We start from the raw sequence: 14,250 nt of genomic DNA on the forward strand, positions 1-14,250 counted from the left end.
TTTTTAGCCGTGTTCCACTATATTTAATGTGCTTTATATTGCAACAAAATTAGTGTTCATATGGTTATCGAAGTTTAATTACATTCAAGATGTGAATGTAATTTATTTGTTTATAATGTTATTGATATATGTAATATAAGTTGATAAATGTTTTAATGATTGTTTTGTCTTTTATATTTCCATGGGGAGATATAAAATGAGCGTTGGGATGGGAGTGATCTTATTTCCCCTTTTTACTGCTCCCAGCTCTATATCAATTCCAAATTTGAAATTTAGCTTGCGATTAATCCATAATCCAGTTTTTTCTGTTTTTTTTTGAACCATAGATATACATCTCATTTTCCAGACGCCACCAAAATAAAAAATTACGACGGCGATTGTTATTGGCCTGCATAAGTAATCGACATAATGAAAATTCATTCCTGCGAATAATCTCATGCCGCCAGTATTCCCGTAATCCACTTCCTTTTTTAGATATGGAAAATAATAAACAATGTAAGAGTTTGATTTTTTCTTCCTCCAATGAAGAAAGCCAGCTTGTTAAATAAATGTTATTATCGTAGGGGGGGCACGTATCAATTGGTAAAAAGACTATAAGATGGTTTTTTATAATACTTCATTTGCTATGCAAACTGAACATTTGATGCTAACAAATAAATACTAACGGGTATTACTTAATTCAACACCGCCGGGCTTTATACCCGGCGAGAGATTCAACAATCGTATTGCCAGCTACTGACTAAGGCATAAAGGTGGCTGGGGGAGTAGCGCCAGCTATCGTTTAGTCCGAGAAATTCAGCGCAAAACTCGCTGCAAAACAGTTTATCTTTGCGCTCCCGGTTATACAGCGCGATACCGAGCGCGCCCTGCCAGTCATAGCGTTTGCCGTTATGTTTGCGGAAAAAGACTTCCACTTCCGGCAACGTGGCCTTTAACGGTAGCTTATCCCACTTATCGTCCGGTAACGGTATTATCTTTCCCCGCACGCCGCGATCGCGAAACGATGCAGAGTAGCAGAGGTATTCATTACCGCCGTGCGCCACCGCCAGTTCACAGTGAGAGTAGATACCGCGCGTGACCTTGCGCGTGAGCCAGTCGGCAAACCTGGCGATGCCGCGATACTCCGATCGCCCCTTATAGCAAGCGAGCCAGACGGTGGTTTGACTCATGGCTGCCAGCCTGATGAATAGTCGTAGTCGAGCACTTCCTGGATATCCCCCAGCGCTTCTACCGCCGCAATATGCCGCTGCGCGTTGGCAAACAGGTGCATATCGTGATCCATAGTGACGGTTTCAAACTGCGCGGCGATTTCGTTGGTCAGTTCAGTCAAACCGTTATTTTTGGTCTGCCACATTAACCCTTCTGGCACCTGTTTTGCCTGGCCCATTCTGGTGAGTGACATTTGCTGAATACGGCTGTTAGCGTCACTGTGGAAGTGGTTGCCGTCGATAATGACATAGTCAGCAGTGACTTTGTCGCGTTGAACTTTAATTGCCTGTATAACCTGTGATTTTGTAGCTTCCAGAGTCGCGGCAAATAATGCCGCATCATACACCCACTGATCTCGCTGCAATCTGTGAAATTTACTAGGAGGTTGTTTTGTGATGAAGGTAAGAGGATCAAGACATACCCAGCAAGGCTTGTCTTTCAACCAACACTGTTCATCTGTTACCTGAATAACGGAATCAGGTAATATTACATTTAAAAAGGAAGTATCAATCCAGTCGATAACTTCCATTGTTATTGGATGGTAGTACGCATACTGAGTCATATATTCACCATGAGATTTTTACAAAACCGCTAGAACCGCGTCCACCAGCGTATCCTGATAAGGCTATATTTAAGCTGTTAACCGACGCTCCACCACCACCTCCAGCTCCGTAGCCACTCGCATTGCTTCCGTTAGATAAAACTGCGCCAGTTCCTCCTTTCCCAAAGGAAGTAGTTTCAGCATTACCACCTGATATAGAGTCCAACTGGTTAAAACCGCTTAAAGGTATTCTTGACTGAACAATGCCTCCCGCTCCTCCTGCCCCCCCGTTGGCGACAACATCTATAAAAATTGAGTTTCCACCGTTGATCCCAGAATTCCCAGCCTGTCCTACTTGCACCACGTTTCCAGTAGGGTTGCTATTAGGTAATACACCACCAGCCCCACTAGCGCCCCCAGCCCCCACGGTTACTGGATAATTATTTCCCGCAATAACGGGGACAATAGCAATCTCTGGCTCTCCACTTTTGCCAGCATTACCACCTGAACAATAGAGAAGACCATCTGTATTACTCGTATGCCCTCCACCTCCACCACCTCCACCGCCTCCTAACATTTCCACAAAGACCTGAGTCACCCCATCAGGTACCGTAAACGTACCGTTAGCCGTAAAAAACTGATAATGGGAATGATTAGCCGGAGCCGCTGCGCTCGCCTTGTCATACGCCGCCTTTACCGCGCTCGGCGTCGCCGCCTCCGTCGTACTGGTGCTGTCGGTGGCGTTATTAAGCTTCACGATCCCTTTTTGCGTCAGCGTACCGTCCGGGACGCCGGTGATCTGCCCCCAGGCGTGTATATGGCTGGCCGGGGCCGCCGCGTTTGCCTTATCCATCGCCGCCTTTACCGCACTGGGCGTTGCCGCTTCTGTGGTACTGGTGCTGTCCGTCGCGCTGTTAAGCTTCACAATCCCTTTTTGCGTCAGCGTGCCGTCCGGGACGCCGATAATCTGGTTCCAGACGTGAGTATGGTTCGCCGGAGCTGCCGCATTCGCCTTATCCATCGCCGCCTTGACCGCGCTCGGCGTTGCCGCTTCCGTTGTGCTGGTGCTGTCAGTAGCACTACTAAGCTTAACAATCCCCTTTTGCGTCAGCGTACCGTCCGGAACGCCAGTGATCTGGTTCCAGGTATGCGTGTGATTACGCGCTTCCGCCATCGCCGCTTTTACCGCCTTTGGCGTAGCCGCTTTGGTTTCGTCATCGCTGTCGGTGGCGTTACTGAGTTGCGTAAAGCCTTTCTGCGTTAATGTCGCATCCGGGTGATTTGTCGAATGTTCATGCTCGTCCAGCCGGACATCCACATAGTCGCGCGTCGCCAGCACGATGCTCGGATCGACGGTCAGTGTGACCGCCGTGGTGTTGGAAACTTCCATAATCAGGCGGATACAGACCTGCTTGCCGCAGCCGCCGGGCAACAGCGGTTTGTAGGATTCCGGGAACTTGCCGATGGCGATCAGCTCGCCCTCGTCGTCGAATACGCCCACTTCACGCACGTACCAGCCGCCAACATCCTCCGGCAGTACCAACTCGGCAATCAGCCAGTTAGGGTTATTCGGCGCAACGGTCAGCGTATTCATCTCGCCGCGCCAGACTTCGTGGCGTAAATTGGTCTGGCTGGCGGTCGGTTCATAATATTGTCCGCCGCCGTCGCCAACCGCCATCTTTTGCAGATGTAGCTGTTTTTTGTCCGCAAGGGCGCTGGCGATTTTCGCCATTCCCCTGTCGGTCAGGAGGGTATAAAACTCATTATCCATAATTACTCCGGGTAAATAGATGTAATTTCAAGGCTCCATTGCCCTGTACCGAAATAGAACGGTTTAGTTTGTTGAACTTCCAGAACCTGGAAGGGTAAGACGGTCGTTATTTCTCCACCGTAAAGCGCGCTGCCGATAACAGGAATAGCGCTTTGGTTAATTATCCAGACAATTAACGCTTCCAGCTTTGAGCGCACGTTCTTATACTCATGAATAAGATCGACCAGATTATTAAACAGATTTTCATCCATGCCCTGATTGATTAGCTTAATTTCAACCTTGAAGAAATAAGCTTTACCGCCATACTCAAACCATTCGGAAATCGTGCCGGGTAAGGATAATATTTCCAGTACACGGCGAACGGCCCAGGGAGTTCCTTTATATTTATGCAGTTCAATCGCCTGTTTAATTAACTCTCGTTTCTCCTGTTCATTGGCGGCAAATAGCCAGCCCTCCAGCCCCTGAACATGAAGCTGTCCGGCCAACGAGGGCAGTGCCGAGGCATCAACGATATCCACCAGATAGACCAGCAACGCCGTCAGGTCGATTTGCGCAAAGCGTTCGGCGGCAATATTTGCCAGAACCGAGAAACGTTCGTCGCTGGCCAGCGGCGGCGGCAGAAGCAGTTTATCCATCGCTGACTCCGGCAATCGTCACGTCAATAGCCGTACATTCCGCCCATTCGTGCGCCTGCAATACCTTTTTCGCGGGCATATCCAGCGCGACGTCGTAAACGCCATCCACTTGTAGCACTTTAATTATCTGGTTTGGCACAATGTCCTGGCCCAGCCGGGTCTGGCGCGAGCGCGTCCATGTATTAATCGCTTCACGCGCGGCGGCAAGCGTCGTCTCCTGATCGGCGGTGGTAAACAGCGTCAACCGGGCGCGGATCTGATAAGCCACGCGCGGAGAACATTTAGCGCTCACCTTATCGGTTAGCGGGCGCTTTTTCTCTTTGCTCACCTCCCGTTCGATCTGGGCAAGAAGCTCCGGCCCCGGCAGTCCGTTCAGGGTCAGCGGATAGAGTTCCACGCAGCCTTCCGCCAGCCCTTCATCCGGCCCCAGCACCGCCACGTCGATAATCGACTGGCTGACCGAGAGCGTATGGAAGCGATAGGCGCCATAGCTGCCCGCGTTGCTGAAACTTTCCGGCGCTAGCTGGATGCGTTTACGTAGCGCGTCGTCGTTCTCTTCGCCGCAGCCGCCACTTGAGGCCGTCAGATTGGTGACGCTGATATCGTAATTGCCCACCCGATCCACCAGCGCGCTAATTTGCGCAGGCTGCCAGTTGTTGCCGGGTTCACCGGTCACTACACAGGTTGCAGTTACCGCAACGCTCAGGCTGCCCGCAGGCAACAGAACATCTTCATCGGTGGCGAACATCACGCTATCCGACGCGCTGGCGCGGGTACCCTGTGGAATCACCAGGTTACTTTTAGCCGCTTGAGTAACAGAAAACTGCAGCGTGGTTTTTGCCGCCTGAGCGGGCAGACGGTGAACGCCAACCAGCTCGCCTAAATAATCCAGCATCGGCGCACGGGAATACGCGACCAGGTTTTGCTTCGCTGCCTCCTGGATGGCGATGCGGACAAGGTTTTCACGATAAGCAAACAGGTCAATGAGCAGCCGCTCAGCCTGCGCCGGATAGAGTTTTTTACCGCTGGCTTCTTCATATTGCGCAATCATCTCGCTGGTGATTTGCGCGGGATCGCGGTCAATAAAGTCGGGTTCGGCTATCGCCATAACACCTCCGTTGAGTTGATTACGCCGTCTGCGGCGCGCCATTGCACGCGTAACGTCAGGTGTTCGCCGTCAATCGTCGGCGTCACCTTCAGCAACCGGCAGCGGGGTTCCCACATGCGAATCGCTTCCACCGACTCCCGAACAACGTGCGGAATGGCCCGCTCGATCGGGTAATCGATATAGCGCCACAGATTGCTGCCAAAAAGCGGCCTGTGGGGATCGCTGCCGCGCGGCGTGCGCAGAATGATGTGTATTGCCTGATGAATATCATCCAGCCCGCAGACGTATTCTTCAGGACGTTGCAAGGCAGGTTGCCAGTGCAGGGTCGAGGGTCGTGTTTTCGTGTTCATGAGGCTATTTTCGCCTTCCGGCGGGGGGAGAGATATTAAAGCGCTTTAAGGAAATAATTGATGGCGGGGTCAGAATGTGTTTTGCCCGGCGGCGCTTCTGCGCTTACCGGGCCTGTGTTGATGCACATTTTGTTAAATGGCGAAGATTGCGTTTTACGTAAAGTTAAAATGAAATTGCTGTAATTTCACCTTTGCCTACAGAAGCGTAGTACCAGAATTCATCATTGATTTCTGCGTGCTTCATTTTTTCAACTGGAATCGTTTTCTGCCGTCCATTAACCGAGAGTGTGATCGAACCCGTTAGCTGCTCCCGGCTGATAATAGCGAAATCCCCGCGGGTGTTGCTATAAGCCGTCGTTTCATTGGAAAGGCTGTGCTTCGCTCCATTAGCGATTACAGAATAATCAAAATTGACTTTCTTTTTGAAAATAGCTTGTACATGATAATACTCGCCGTAAACAGCAGGATCATGGAATAAACCAAAATGACCACCGCTATTTTGCAACTTGACGAAATAATAGTCAGGGATGATAAACTTCTGTTTACCTGCCGCTATTTCTTTAGTAATGATTTTTTGTCTTACGATTTCCTGTCCGGCCGTTTTTTTATAACCGTTAAGCATCAATGAATAGGACCAAAGGAATACGATACCACAGAGAACAGTCACGGCAGTTACGCCGACGACTCCAGCCTTAACGCCGCTTTTCAACAGGGCGTAAGCGATGAAGGAGATAGCTAAAAGGAAAAACATAAACGTACCGTTCATAACCCGATCGGGGTAGGACGGCGACGCGAACATGATTAAGGAAGTGCCAATACCTATACATACGACTAACGCAGCGCAGATAAGGGACGTTTTATCAATTTTGGCGCGAATCTGCTTATTGAATATGACCAGTAAGACCAGCAATAACAAAACAACATAAGCTATCCAGATCAGCGCCAGATGGTTATGAACGCGTTCTTTTAAGTGAATGAAAATACGTTCAAAAATCGGCCTTCCATACCAGAATTCTTTGCCGCTGGCGCGGATGAAATTGCCCGGAGAAAGTATCAATACGCATGAACCTGCGATTGCACAGAGACTATAAACTATCTTATTGCGCGAAACAGATTTGTTTTGCCATAACTCGTATGCAATGGCCAGAACAGAAATAAGCGAGACGAAAGGTGAGACGCTTTCATTGGAACAGCCTGCCATAAAGCTTAGTAATGCAACCCACGGGCTGATCGCTTTACTGTTTTTTATTGTTATGGTGTAAAAGAAGAACAGCCATGCAACAACGAACAGATTCGTCCACAAATAATTCGCAGCACCAACGATCCAGAAAGTGGTTTGACCCAAATTCGGGTTCGAAATCCAGTAAGTGAAGAATATTAGTGGGAATAATAAGTAGTCGGATTTATTCCAGCGTAATGTACCTGAGGGTGTCTTCACAATGAAATAACAAAATACCAGTGTCGAAACGGCAGCGCTGATGGAATACACGAGTTGAGAACGTGTATACAGGATGAGTGCGCTGGTGTAATCAGCTATAATCCTGCCACTCCATGTCATATAATGATGAAAATGTGATTCCGGCGAAATTCCTAAAAGGTAATAGCGGTAATCATCAGAGTGAATGGGGGTATACCATTCAATAAGAAAAATGGCCAAAAAAGCCAGTAGTATCATCGCCGTTTTCGGTAATATCTTGAGCATAGTAATCATTATTCCATCATTGTTTTTTTGTTTTTCACGATATAGCGGGGTCTTTGCTTCACCTCCGTGTAAACGCGTCCGATATATTCACCCATGATGCCTATGCCGATAAGCTGGATGCCGCCTAAGAAGAGAATCGCGGTCATAAGCGAAGGATAACCAGGAACAGGGTTTCCCCACATCAATTTATCAATGATCATCCACATGGCATATATCAGGGAGAGGGCAGAAACGCTCACTCCTATATACGTCCAGATACGCAAAGGGAAAGTAGAAAAACTTGTAATCCCCTCCAGCGCCAGGTTCCAGAGTTTCCAGCCATTAAATTTTGAGCTACCTGCGACACGTTCAGCACGGGCATATTCGACAACATCTGTTTGACCTCCAACCCATGAAAGTATACCTTTCATGAAAAGGTTACGTTCTGGTAATAGCTTGATATTTTCTACAATCTCGCGCGACATCAATCGAAAATCACCGACATTCTCTTCAATCTTTGGTGTACTGATTTTGTTATGCAGCCTGTAGAACCACTCAGCGCTTTTACGCTTCAGGTGGCCATCCGTTGAACGATCGATACGCTTAGCCAGCACCATTTCTGCACCAGCCTGCCATTTATTGATCAAATGTGGGATTACTTCGATGGGATCTTGTAAATCAACATCGATAGGGATCACCACATCTCCGGTCGCGTGATCTAATCCGGCAAAAAGTGCAGGTTCTTTACCAAAATTGCGGGTAAATGAGATCGGAACAACAAGAGGATCGGCAACAGCTAATGCGCTGATGATTGATTCAGTCGCATCGTGACTCCCATCATTAACGAAGACAATCTCAACGTCATAAGGTTTAAGTGAACTGTATTCTCTGACCGTTTTATAGAAAATAGGGATCGCGTCCTCTTCATTAAAGACGGGAACCACTAATGAAATTTTCATTTCTCATTCCTGAAAACAATGAATCTGGAATATAAAAATCCGCAAATAAGGCTAATTGCGGAAAATACAATGAGCGTAAAAATGGGAGGCATAGCACACTTGTCGCCTGTCCATCCCACGACGGCGCTCAGCACGCCCATAAAACCGACGTACAGCAAATAACGTCCGGTTGATACGCTGGCTCCAAAGGTAAACCGGGCGTTAGCGAAAAAACTAAAACTGACAGCGACAGCAAAGCCCGCTACGTTTGCCAAAGCCTGACTTGTTTGAAATCCATAGACGCAAAGGGCAAAGATAGCCCAGTGCAAAGCAGTATTAAGTACGCCTATCGAAACGTACTTTATAAATAATTTTATCATTATAGCAATCAAGAAGTTGTAATTCAGCGAAGTCTACCAGACAAAACTGAGAGGATCATTCCTGAACAGCAGATTTTATGTAAACAGGGCGAAGTTAAAGTAAAAAATAGCGTTAGTTTTCCAATATACATATATGCAATATTTGCAGCGCAAAGTGATTACATTTTCATCGGAAATAGCGCGGGAAAAGGGCTTAATCACGTTGCGCTGAAATAAATATCCTCCAGCAATTTGCCCGGTGGCGCTTCTGCGCTTACCGGGCCGGTGTTTATGCACCTTTTGCAGGCTGGATAAGGCGAAGCCACCATCCAGCAGCAATTTGCAGGTTAGTGAGAGTGGTGGTTAGAGTTGCCGCCGTTGTCCATCAGCGTGCCGCTGGCGTTAACGTTGCCGAGGACATTCACGTTGCCCGTGATAACCGCGCTGTTTCCGACGCCGCCGCTGCCTGCCATACCGCCAAGCCAGGTGAGTTTTTTCATCACGGTAACGTCGCCGGTAAAGGTGCTGAGCGGCGCATCGACGGTGACATTCAGCGCTTTAATGCCCGTATGGGACGCTTCCACGTTGACATCTACCGCCTTGACGCCCACGGAGGTGGCCGCCACGTCTACGGTTTCTGATATCACCGTAACGTGCTGCGCCCTGACCTCTACTTGCGGTGAAGTAAGCTGCGTACGTTCCTTCACTTCAATGACGATTTTTTCTATGCCGCCGTTGACGGTGAGCTGGTGTAACGCACGGTCATATTCAAAGGCCGCGCCGTCGGAAAACTGCACGTAGCGCTTGTCGCGCGAGGCCAGCGGCGCGGTATCCACGCTGGAGTAGACCGCGCCCAGCACCACGCCATCCTCGCCGTTGTCGTCGAGCAGCACTTCGACCTGTTCGCCAATATCCGGCAACCAGTAATCTTTATTGTCCTGCGTGTTGCGTTGCAGCACCGCAAGCCAGTTACTGCGCAGGTTATCGCACTCCGGTAGAGTGACTCTGACGCGCACGACCGCCTCATCAATATCGCTGATAATGCCCGTCTGGCGGGTAACGCCTTTCATATTGTCTCCTTACTGGCTGGTTGCCGGTCCGCGTGAAATGTCGATTTCGGTAGTGTAGCCGCCGCTGCGCGTGAGTTTGTGCATGGATTTATCAATCAGCCACTGCCCGGAAAGTACGCCAAAATCGCTCAGTTCTATCTTGTTGCCCGCCGTCAACTGCGGGCAGCCCATCATGCTGAGCGTGCCGGTTTGCTGGTATTCGTTGTGGCTGTCCAGCGCGGCATTGGCTTTAGCCTGCGCCGCGCCGGTATCCGGAGCGCGACTGTTAATCTTCAGGGTATCGGCGCTGGTCGCCGCACCGCGCGCCGGGGCTTTTTCCTGGCTGTCATGGGTGTAGATAACCAGTTCTTTTTGCTTGCTATTTTGATGCTGCACGGTGGCGTTTTTGTAGATCCGGTTGATGGTATCTTTGAACGTGTAGTGCGAAATATCCGTCCGCCTGAGCGTCTTCACCGGCGCCAGACAGCGTAGCGTCGGCAGATGCGAAAAGATCAGCTCCGTCGCCGTCACTTTCACGGTATAGCCATATTCACTCGCCAGCCGTTTGAGAAACGCCACGTCGGTTTCGGCATATTGCGTAACCCGATCAATCGTCAGCGGCGCAATCTTGCCCACCAGCGTTAAACCGTGTTTTTGCGCGATGCGACTGGCGATGGCGGAAAGCGTCGTCTCCTCAAAGCCCTGGCTGTTTTTGGTGCGTAGCGCTTTGCTGACCGAGGTGGCGATACCGTCGATATTGACCGTCGAAGGCGGCGCGCTGATATCAATTTTATCAATGATATAGGTTCCGCAATCGAGCAGATCTTCGCCCTGGTAGCCCAGGCGCAGCGCCAGCGTGTCGCCTTTTCCCGGATACCATTCGTTTACCCAGCGCCCGGCGCTATCTTCCAGCGCAATGGCAATAACATCCGACTCGTTTTTAATGCTATCGCTGTAACTGATGCTGGTGACATAAGGCGCGATGTCGTAAGTGATCTCTTTATGTCCGTACCAAAGGGTAAAAATGGGCGTCAGGGTGGCGAACACCCCGCCGGATACCGTTATCTCAGCCATGGCGGTAGCTCCGGGGTCGTTTGCGTGACGCTGATAACCGGGATGACCAGCCGCACGCCTGACGGCAAAACCGGCATAATAGCGACGTGCGGATTGGCCGCGATGATGCGTTCGTAGGCCAGCGCATCGCCGTAATAGCGCCAGGCGAGATTATCCCAGCGTTCGCCGTCGGTGGTGACATGTTCAAGGTAGCGCATTACAGACTCCTCGTAATATCGGCGGCGGCAAGCTGGCTCACGTCAGGAGCGCTTGTTTGCAGCGTGCCGCGCGCCTGATTGACCAGCGTCGCGGCGCTGTCGTAAGTCGCTTCCGCGACGCTGCTGGTGATAGCGTCAAACAGCGATTCAGCGTGTTCGATAAGCGTGCCGGCATCGCCCGCGCATTCGCGGATCCCCGGCAGACTGTCGACCAGTTCCTGCATTTTTGCCGCCAGCGCTTTCGGCAGCCCGGCCAGCGTTTGCAAATCCAGCGGCTGCTGGAACAGCGCGTCTATCGAACTCATGGTTTTTTTCAGCGAATCGACGATATCGCCACATTTTTCTTTCAGCGCTTTGGCTTCCTTCACCAGCTCTTTCGCCTGGGCGATCGTTTTTTTGATGTCATCAATGGCGTCGGCCACCTCATCCATCATCTCTTTGGCTTCACGCATACCCTCTTCAACGGCGCTCAGCAGTTCATCAAACCAGGAATCGCTAACGTCGGGAAGCTCATCCAACATCTCGTCAATGTTCGGTTCCTGGGTGGTGATGGCCGGAGGCAGCAACGGGCTCTTCGGATCGCCGGTGTATTCCTGTAGAGACAGACTGCCGCCCTGGGCAATGACGTTACCGTAAGGATCGGTGTGTTGGTGGGTAGCGGTCAGATCGGTAATCACGAACCAGCCGCGATAATCGCCGTTGCCGAACACCAGCGCCATCGCCTGGTGCGCGGTCATCGCTTCCCGCAGACGGTTCAGCTCGGTGGTCGGCTGGCAATACTGACTATGAAAGTTGAATTTCAGGGTGATCTTGTCCAGCTTATCGCCGATAAATTGCACGCCCGGTTTCCCTTCAATACGGGCATGGCTGGTATAATCCACGCCCATCGTGCTTTCAAATTCGTCCCAGTAAGCGACGACGTCAAATTCTATTTCGCCTAATACGGCATACATTATGCGTACTCCCGGCGCCGTTGTTGCGCCATGACATCGTTAATCATTCTCTCCAGTTCGCGTTTGCTCAGTGACAGCACGTTGTTGATATCTTTGGCGGCATTCGCGCCGCTTCCCTGCACGGTAACCTGCGGGGAAAAGTGTACCTGCACGTTGCTTTGCGCGCGGGAGGGCAGCATATAAGGTTTCCCGCCGGATTTGCCGGGAAGCGCGGCTGGCGTCGGCGGCGTGGCGGCGCTTTTCGTCTTCATTGGCTGCGGCGAGGTCATCGTTTTGGCCGAGGTTGTCACCGCTTTCGCTCCCGATGCCAGCGGCGCGCCGGCCTGTTGCGCGACCATTGTTCCGGCAATACCGGGGACGGCGGCGGCGACAGACGGCATTTCAGCGCTGATGCCCAGCGCGCTTTTCGCCCAGTCGGGGATCAGCGCTTTTATCTTCTCAATCGCCCCGTTCAGGAAAGGAAGCGCATTCAGAATGCCGTTGATCAGGCTATCCAGAATATTGCCGCCAAATTCGCTGAAGCTGGCGGGGAGTTCAGTGCCAAACCAGTCCAGTACGCTGGCGAAGGCGCGGTAAAACAGCCCCAGCGGCGACCAGTCGAGAATCAGACGCGTGACGCCTGCAATGCCTCCGTCAAAGGCGGTTTTGATACGCTCCCAGACTCCGGCAAAGAAACCGGAAATCGGTTCCCAGTAGCGATAAAGTAAGTATGCGGCGCCTGCGATAGCGGTGATAGTCAGGCCGACAGGGTTCATCAGCAGCGCCCGACCCAGCCAGATAAACGTCTGGCCGACCAGCCGTAGCCCTTTTATCAGGCCGTTTCCCAGCAGCATCGTCAGGCTTTTCGCACCGTTGCCAAACGATTTCAGAACCGACAGCGCGCGACTGCCGCCGCCCAGCGCCAGACCGGCTTTGACCTTCAGGAAGATATCGATCAGGCGAATAAACGGTGACGCAATGAGGTTTGCTCCCAGCCTGAGAATATTCAGCGCCCCGTTGAACAGCCAGATAACGCCAACGACTTTAGCGACCCCTTGCACCAGCGCCGGGTTTTCCCGCAGCCAGGCGCTGAACTGCCGCACCAGCGGCGTGATACTTTGCGCCAGTTCGCCAATCGCGGGCATCAGTTCCAGGCTGACAGTCAGCCACAGATCGTTAAGTGAAAGTTGTAACGCTTTGGTCTGTTCTCCGGGCGATGTCATTTTCGCGGCGAAGTCATCATCAATAAAATGTTGCCCCGCCGCCTGCATTGCGGAGGCTTTTAGCTGGCGATATTCGGCCATATTCGCCAGCATCGGGGCGAGAAAATCCCGCGTTTGCGCATCGCCGAACATCGCGCCGAGGTTAAATTTCTCCGCCATGGCCTGTAGCGCGTCGCCGCGCGCGGAAAGATCCTCAATCTTCATGGTTTGCCTGAAGGTGTCGAGGATCTGCGGGTTCATTTTCTCCAGTTGCATTTGCACGATGTGGGTCATCGCTTCGGTGATGCCGATGCCGTTTTGCTGATGCTCCAGCAGCGATCCCTGAAGATCCACGCCCTGGCGGGCAAACCAACTGTCCGTCTCTTTCGAGAAGGTAGATTTCAGGAAATGGTCGAAATTCGCTGCCGCCGCGCCTGCGTCAGGGGCGTTTTTCATGGCGATTTGCATCGTTGCGGTCAGTTCCGCAATGCCTTCTTTCCCCTGAGCGCCGGTTTTTCCGGCAAAGGCGTTAATCCACTGGGTTTGCTCTGCAACGGAGCCGCCGCCGCTTTTTGCCACGCTGTACAGCATATTTTGCGCAAAACGGAAGTCGTCAGGGGCGATGTTCAGTTTGTTGCGAGTGGCCAGAGCCGCCTGTGCCCAGCTTTGCGCGCTGTCGCGGGAGGCGGTTGCGGCTTTGGCGATATCGGGCATGTAGCGGCTAAGATCCTGCAATGCGCTGACGCCGCCTTCGATCATCGTGGCGGCGGCGCTTTGCAGATCTTTTTGATCCTGATTGAAATCAAGGCTCCAGTCGCGGATATTCAGGCTCAGGGCGTCCCGCGCGGTGTTATTCATGCCGCCTTTCGCCGCCATATCGACCATGTTGCCCTGAAATTCGTAAGGCAGCTTCCAGTCGGGAGTCTCAACGTTCAGGAGCTTGCCGAGCTGTCCGGCGAACGTTTGTGTTTTTTCCAGCAACCCGGCGCGCTGTTTATCGTTCTCTTCCCGGCGAAGGGCAGAGTTAGCGAGCTGTTGCGTAAGCCGGGTGATTTTTGTTTGCTCAAAGCTGAGCGTGTGCAGCGTGCTGGCGTTGAGTGAGCCGTAACGGGCTATTGCCTGCGTCAACGTCTCATTACGCGCCTGAAGCTGAGTAATAATGTCGTTGGCCAAAATAGTGTCTCGTATAAGTTGCCCGGTAACA

Annotated in this window: 14 protein-coding genes and 1 pseudogene; all 15 read right to left on the reverse strand. The window is 51.5% G+C overall.

Features of this window, described 5'->3' with window-relative positions; genetic code table 11:
- Positions 1-171: 171 nt before the first annotated feature.
- The 15 genes and pseudogenes from ABVN44_RS03550 to ABVN44_RS03620 all read right to left on the reverse strand — a co-directional run bounded on the left by ABVN44_RS03550 (position 172) and on the right by ABVN44_RS03620 (position 14,219).
- A pseudogene (locus ABVN44_RS03550) lies at positions 172-462 on the reverse strand (hypothetical protein).
- Between the two features lie 251 nt (positions 463-713).
- Positions 714-1,169 (reverse strand): hypothetical protein, encoded by a 456-nt coding sequence (locus ABVN44_RS03555; protein WP_023232409.1) that lies wholly within the window; start codon positions 1,167-1,169, stop codon positions 714-716.
- Positions 1,166-1,771, reverse strand: coding sequence for a DUF4376 domain-containing protein (locus ABVN44_RS03560; RefSeq protein ID WP_031619505.1), 606 nt, complete (start codon positions 1,769-1,771; stop codon positions 1,166-1,168). Before ABVN44_RS03560 ends, ABVN44_RS03555 begins: the two co-directional genes overlap by 4 nt.
- 4 nt (positions 1,772-1,775) lie before the next feature.
- Positions 1,776-3,521 (reverse strand): tail fiber protein, encoded by a 1,746-nt coding sequence (locus tag ABVN44_RS03565; RefSeq protein ID WP_023232411.1) that lies wholly within the window; start codon positions 3,519-3,521, stop codon positions 1,776-1,778.
- A 2-nt stretch (positions 3,522-3,523) separates the two neighbouring features.
- Complete coding sequence (locus ABVN44_RS03570; protein WP_023232412.1) at positions 3,524-4,156, reverse strand: phage tail protein I; 633 nt, start codon at positions 4,154-4,156, stop codon at positions 3,524-3,526.
- Complete coding sequence (locus tag ABVN44_RS03575; RefSeq protein ID WP_000951734.1) at positions 4,149-5,264, reverse strand: baseplate J/gp47 family protein; 1,116 nt, start codon at positions 5,262-5,264, stop codon at positions 4,149-4,151. Before ABVN44_RS03575 ends, ABVN44_RS03570 begins: the two co-directional genes overlap by 8 nt.
- A complete protein-coding gene (locus ABVN44_RS03580; RefSeq protein WP_001093501.1) occupies positions 5,255-5,614 on the reverse strand; it encodes a GPW/gp25 family protein in 360 nt (119 codons plus the stop codon). Before ABVN44_RS03580 ends, ABVN44_RS03575 begins: the two co-directional genes overlap by 10 nt.
- A 163-nt stretch (positions 5,615-5,777) precedes the next feature.
- Positions 5,778-7,325 carry a DUF6056 family protein gene (locus ABVN44_RS03585; RefSeq protein WP_023232413.1) on the reverse strand — a complete coding sequence of 516 codons (1,548 nt, stop codon included), beginning with the start codon at positions 7,323-7,325 and terminating at the stop codon, positions 5,778-5,780.
- On the reverse strand, positions 7,325-8,254 hold the full coding sequence (locus tag ABVN44_RS03590) for a glycosyltransferase family 2 protein (protein WP_023138093.1): 930 nt from the start codon (positions 8,252-8,254) through the stop codon (positions 7,325-7,327). The genes ABVN44_RS03585 and ABVN44_RS03590 overlap by 1 nt, the downstream gene beginning before the upstream one ends.
- Positions 8,251-8,613 carry a GtrA family protein gene (locus tag ABVN44_RS03595; RefSeq protein ID WP_000593182.1) on the reverse strand — a complete coding sequence of 121 codons (363 nt, stop codon included), beginning with the start codon at positions 8,611-8,613 and terminating at the stop codon, positions 8,251-8,253. Before ABVN44_RS03595 ends, ABVN44_RS03590 begins: the two co-directional genes overlap by 4 nt.
- A 326-nt stretch (positions 8,614-8,939) precedes the next feature.
- Complete coding sequence (locus ABVN44_RS03600) at positions 8,940-9,662, reverse strand: phage baseplate assembly protein V (RefSeq protein ID WP_023232414.1); 723 nt, start codon at positions 9,660-9,662, stop codon at positions 8,940-8,942.
- Between the two features lie 9 nt (positions 9,663-9,671).
- The gene (locus tag ABVN44_RS03605; RefSeq protein WP_048349019.1) at positions 9,672-10,715 is read right to left on the reverse strand and encodes a phage late control D family protein; all 1,044 of its coding nucleotides are present in this window, start codon (positions 10,713-10,715) and stop codon (positions 9,672-9,674) included.
- Positions 10,703-10,912, reverse strand: coding sequence for a tail protein X (locus tag ABVN44_RS03610; protein ID WP_001269717.1), 210 nt, complete (start codon positions 10,910-10,912; stop codon positions 10,703-10,705). Before ABVN44_RS03610 ends, ABVN44_RS03605 begins: the two co-directional genes overlap by 13 nt.
- Positions 10,912-11,865, reverse strand: a complete 954-nt coding sequence (locus ABVN44_RS03615; RefSeq protein WP_023232175.1) for a phage tail protein — start codon at positions 11,863-11,865, stop codon at positions 10,912-10,914. Before ABVN44_RS03615 ends, ABVN44_RS03610 begins: the two co-directional genes overlap by 1 nt.
- On the reverse strand, positions 11,865-14,219 hold the full coding sequence (locus ABVN44_RS03620; RefSeq protein WP_023232174.1) for a phage tail tape measure protein: 2,355 nt from the start codon (positions 14,217-14,219) through the stop codon (positions 11,865-11,867). Before ABVN44_RS03620 ends, ABVN44_RS03615 begins: the two co-directional genes overlap by 1 nt.
- Positions 14,220-14,250 lie beyond the last annotated feature (31 nt).

Source organism: Salmonella sp. SJTUF15570, assembly GCF_043357055.1.
GTDB lineage: Bacteria > Pseudomonadota > Gammaproteobacteria > Enterobacterales > Enterobacteriaceae > Salmonella > Salmonella enterica.

What these genes read in the sequence shown, in the direction of transcription:
- ABVN44_RS03570 (WP_023232412.1), bottom strand. Translation starts at nt 4,156, where the DNA reads ATGGATAAACTGCTTCTGCCGCCGCCGCTGGCCAGCGACGAACGTTTC.
- ABVN44_RS03600 (WP_023232414.1), bottom strand. Translation starts at nt 9,662, where the DNA reads ATGAAAGGCGTTACCCGCCAGACGGGCATTATCAGCGATATTGATGAG.
- ABVN44_RS03590 (WP_023138093.1), bottom strand. Translation starts at nt 8,254, where the DNA reads ATGAAAATTTCATTAGTGGTTCCCGTCTTTAATGAAGAGGACGCGATC.
- ABVN44_RS03595 (WP_000593182.1), bottom strand. Translation starts at nt 8,613, where the DNA reads ATGATAAAATTATTTATAAAGTACGTTTCGATAGGCGTACTTAATACT.
- ABVN44_RS03580 (WP_001093501.1), bottom strand. Translation starts at nt 5,614, where the DNA reads ATGAACACGAAAACACGACCCTCGACCCTGCACTGGCAACCTGCCTTG.
- ABVN44_RS03575 (WP_000951734.1), bottom strand. Translation starts at nt 5,264, where the DNA reads ATGGCGATAGCCGAACCCGACTTTATTGACCGCGATCCCGCGCAAATC.
- ABVN44_RS03610 (WP_001269717.1), bottom strand. Translation starts at nt 10,912, where the DNA reads ATGCGCTACCTTGAACATGTCACCACCGACGGCGAACGCTGGGATAAT.
- ABVN44_RS03560 (WP_031619505.1), bottom strand. Translation starts at nt 1,771, where the DNA reads ATGACTCAGTATGCGTACTACCATCCAATAACAATGGAAGTTATCGAC.
- ABVN44_RS03555 (WP_023232409.1), bottom strand. Translation starts at nt 1,169, where the DNA reads ATGAGTCAAACCACCGTCTGGCTCGCTTGCTATAAGGGGCGATCGGAG.
- ABVN44_RS03585 (WP_023232413.1), bottom strand. Translation starts at nt 7,325, where the DNA reads ATGATTACTATGCTCAAGATATTACCGAAAACGGCGATGATACTACTG.
- ABVN44_RS03615 (WP_023232175.1), bottom strand. Translation starts at nt 11,865, where the DNA reads ATGTATGCCGTATTAGGCGAAATAGAATTTGACGTCGTCGCTTACTGG.
- ABVN44_RS03605 (WP_048349019.1), bottom strand. Translation starts at nt 10,715, where the DNA reads ATGGCTGAGATAACGGTATCCGGCGGGGTGTTCGCCACCCTGACGCCC.
- ABVN44_RS03565 (WP_023232411.1), bottom strand. Translation starts at nt 3,521, where the DNA reads ATGGATAATGAGTTTTATACCCTCCTGACCGACAGGGGAATGGCGAAA.